Source organism: Arthrobacter sp. (genome assembly GCF_031179385.1).
Taxonomy (GTDB): Bacteria; Actinomycetota; Actinomycetes; order Actinomycetales; family Micrococcaceae; genus Arthrobacter_D.
In genome coordinates, this window is the sequence record NZ_JAPSHV010000198.1 from 1 (window position 1) to 3,092 (window position 3,092).

The following is a 3,092-nucleotide window of genomic DNA, read 5'->3' on the forward strand; positions in this document are numbered from 1 at the left end:
GTTTCGCAGCCCGAACTTTCGCGGCCTGACGTTTCCCAGGTCGGCGACTCTTTCCCGCAGAGTGCTCCGCTGACAGAGGCTACGCCGGTGCCGCTTCCTGCGCCGGGTCAGCTGATCGACTCCGTGCCTTGGGCACGCAGGAGTGCTGAGCCGCCCAAGGCATCAGCCGTGCCGGCCAGCTCACCCATACCTCCAATGGGCGGCCCTGCGGTTCCGGCTGCACCGGTTTCCATTCCGCCGGTACCAGCCGGCCCCGGCGTCCCGCCGGACGGTCTTGATCTCGATGACCACGACGGTCAGACGATCATGCGCAGCGAGCTCGAGAGCCCAGCGCCCACATCGGTCCAGCCCTCGCCGGAGCCCCGGCCGGGCACCGGGCCGCTGGTGCTGGCGCGGCTGTGCCCGCAGGGTCATGCAAACCCGCCCGAAGCGTCGGCCTGCGGTGTCTGTTCGCAGCCGGTTGACGGTGAGCCGCGGGAGGTCCGACGCCCAAGTCTCGGCACCATGCGGATCTCGACCGGCGAGGTTGTCGAGCTGGACCAGTCGATCGTGATCGGCCGGCAACCTTCGGTATCGAGGGTCCAGGGCCGCGGCATGCCCAAACTCGTGCAGGTCACCAGCGCCGGAGGCGATATTTCGCGTTCGCATGCGGAGGTGCGGCTCGACGGCTGGCACGTACTGCTGTGCGACCTCAAGGCCACCAACGGCACAGTGCTGATTCGCCAGGGCCAACCGCCGCGCCGCCTCGGCGAAGGAGAGACAGCTTTCCTGCTCGACGGCGACGTAGCCCAGCTCGGTGATGACGTCTTCCTGCGCTTCGAAGGCCTGCGATGAGTTCACGGCGCGCAGCCGCACCGCCCCCGCACATTCCGGGCTACCGCTACATCAGCCTGCTCGGATCGGGCGGCTTCTCGGATGTCTACCTGTACGAGCAGGACCGGCCGCGCCGGCGCGTGGCAGTAAAGGTACTGGTTTCAGGGCTGCTGACGGAGGGCGCGCGGAAGGCATTCGAATCTGAAGCCAACCTCATGGCCCAGCTCTCCACCCACCCGTACATCGTCACGATCTATGAAGCGAACATCACCGACGACGGGCACTCCTACCTCGCGATGGAGTACTGCTCACGGCCCAGCCTGGACGTGCGCTACCGCAAGGCAAGGCTGTCGCTGGCAGAGACCCTGACCATCGGCATCCAGGTTGCCTCCGCCGTCGAGTCCGCCCACCGGGCCGGTATCGTGCACCGCGACATCAAGCCCGCGAACATCCTGGTGACCGACTACAACCGCCCTGCCCTCACTGACTTCGGGATCTCCGGTACCACGGACGGCGGCGCGGACGAGGATCTCGGCATGTCCATCCCGTGGTCGCCGCCGGAAGCATTCGTGGGCGGCAGCGTCGACGGCGTCCGCATGGACGTCTGGTCCCTAGGGGCAACCCTCTACACGCTGCTCGCCGGCCGTTCGCCCTTCGTATTTCCCGGGATGGACAACTCCCAGCGGATGCTGATGGACCGGATCGGATCCATGCAGCTCGCTTCGATCGGCCGGGATGACGTGCCGGAATCACTCGAGCTCGCGCTGGCCACGGCGATGGCGAAGAACCCCGCCGCCCGCTATAGCTCGGCACACTCTTTCGCTCTCACCCTGCAGCGGATCCAGACCGAACTCGGCATCTCTGTCACCCCGTTCGAAGTGCTTGATGACACCGAACACGTACGTGATGATGACGACGACGCCGAAGCCACCAGGGTGCGCAAGGTTGTCTCCATCGATCCCGAGTCGCCCACCTACTCACCGACCTTCCCGACGGCGGCCGGCACCGCGCCCGCCCGCTCACTCCAGCGAGACCTGCCCACCTACGCGCCGCCGTCGTCATCCGTGCCCCCGTCCACCGCTGACAGGTCAGCAACAGGGAATTACGCAGGCGCGAATGACGCAACCGAGGACCACGCGTGGCGGGACCGGACGGTCCTGCGCGGGCGGGAGCCGCACACCGACTCGATGCGTATGGACACCACCCTCCATCGCCCTGCCGCCACCGGACAGAACGCGGACACGGACGACGTCGGACCGGCGGATGCCAGGCGCAGGCGGGGGCCGCTGGTCGGCGTCCTGGTGGGGCTCGTGCTGCTCGCCGGCGTCGCAATCGGCGGTTTCGCGGTCATGAACGGGCAACCACAGGACGAGCCCACGGTCGAAGCGCCGACGCAGCCTCCGCCCGACGCACTCGCGGGGGTGGAGGGCGTTGTTCCCTCGCCCACGGACGTCGTGGGTGAAGGGTCCGGGAACAACGTAGTGTTCACCTGGACGAACCCGGACCCGCAGGAAGGCGATGTGTATCGCTTCCGGACCGTGACCGTGCAGGAAGAGAGCGAATGGTCCAGGACCGTGCAGACCGAAGCGCCCCTCGTGGCCAACCCTGACGGTCCCACCTGCACTGATATACAGATAGTGCGGGCAAACGGCACAGCATCTGAGCCTGTGCGTGCCTGCTGGCCTGAATGAATTGAAGGGAACACCCGTGGGGGAACTTGCAATAGATTTTTGCGGTGAATGGCATGAACCGAAGGACGACGAGCCCTTCAACATCGGCCGCGAGGGTGACCTCGAGGTCGACGACAATCCCTACCTGCACCGCAAGTTCCTCCAGATTGCCCATCAGAACGGGATCTGGTGGCTCAACAACGTGGGCACGATGCTCTCGGCGACGGTCGCAGACACCACCGGCGGGATGCAGGCCTGGGTGGCACCGGGAGCGCGCATTCCGCTGGTCTTCGGCCAGACGCGCGTGGTGTTCACCGCAGGTCCCACCACCTACGAGTTCGATGTGCACCTCAAGACCCCTGCCTTCCGCCAGGAGCGGCAGGTCGACGACGGCTCGGGCACCACGACAATCGGCCCCGTACGCTTCACGGATTCGCAGCGGGCGCTGATCGTCGCGCTCGCCGAACCCATGCTGCGCCGCGAGGGAACCGGCTTCAGTTCCATACCCTCGTCCGCGGCGGCGGCGCAGCGGCTCGGATGGGCGTTGACCAAGTTCAACCGCAAGCTCGACAACGTCTGCGACAAACTGGACCGGGTCGGCGTGGTGGG

The 3,092-nt window shown here is 66.7% G+C and carries 3 protein-coding genes; all 3 read left to right on the forward strand.

Annotation, left to right across the window (positions count from 1 at the left end; genetic code table 11):
- Positions 1–834 (forward strand): FHA domain-containing protein (locus RIF85_RS15380; protein WP_309072776.1); only part of this gene is annotated, 834 nt, incomplete at its 5' end.
- Entirely contained in the window at positions 831–2,504 is a 1,674-nt protein-coding gene (locus tag RIF85_RS15385) for a serine/threonine-protein kinase (RefSeq protein WP_309072777.1), read from the forward strand. The genes RIF85_RS15380 and RIF85_RS15385, both read left to right, overlap by 4 nt.
- 16 nt (positions 2,505–2,520) lie before the next feature.
- Positions 2,521–3,092: hypothetical protein (locus tag RIF85_RS15390; RefSeq protein WP_309072778.1), on the forward strand; the 572-nt coding region annotated here is incomplete at its 3' end.

What these genes read in the sequence shown, in the direction of transcription:
- RIF85_RS15385 (WP_309072777.1), top strand. Translation starts at nt 831, where the DNA reads ATGAGTTCACGGCGCGCAGCCGCACCGCCCCCGCACATTCCGGGCTAC.